1 protein-coding gene is annotated in these 260 nt (G+C 26.5%); it reads left to right on the forward strand.

What is annotated here, in order from left to right; genetic code table 11:
• Nucleotides 1-2: 2 nt before the first annotated feature.
• The coding region (locus tag SB775_RS30920) for an NAD-dependent epimerase/dehydratase family protein (RefSeq protein ID WP_410865087.1) at nt 3-260 on the forward strand (258 nt) is incomplete at its 3' end.

Below are 260 nucleotides of genomic sequence, written 5' to 3' on the forward strand. Positions count from 1 at the left end.
ATATAAATAATTTTCCTCAAAATATTATAAGTGATGTTGAATTTATTAAAGGTGATTTAGCAAATGTTGAAGATATATATAAAGCTTTAGTGGATGTGGATATTATTATTTATTTAGCTGCAACGTCTAATGTAGCAACTTCAATTGAAGATGTTTTCGGAGATATAAACAGTAGCTTTTTTTTTCTTAACTTCATGGAAAGTGTTAAAAATTTTCCTGTTAAAAAAATTGTATTAGCATCTTCTGGAGGCACGGTTTAT

It is taken from the genome of Peribacillus sp. SIMBA_075 (assembly GCF_046534585.1).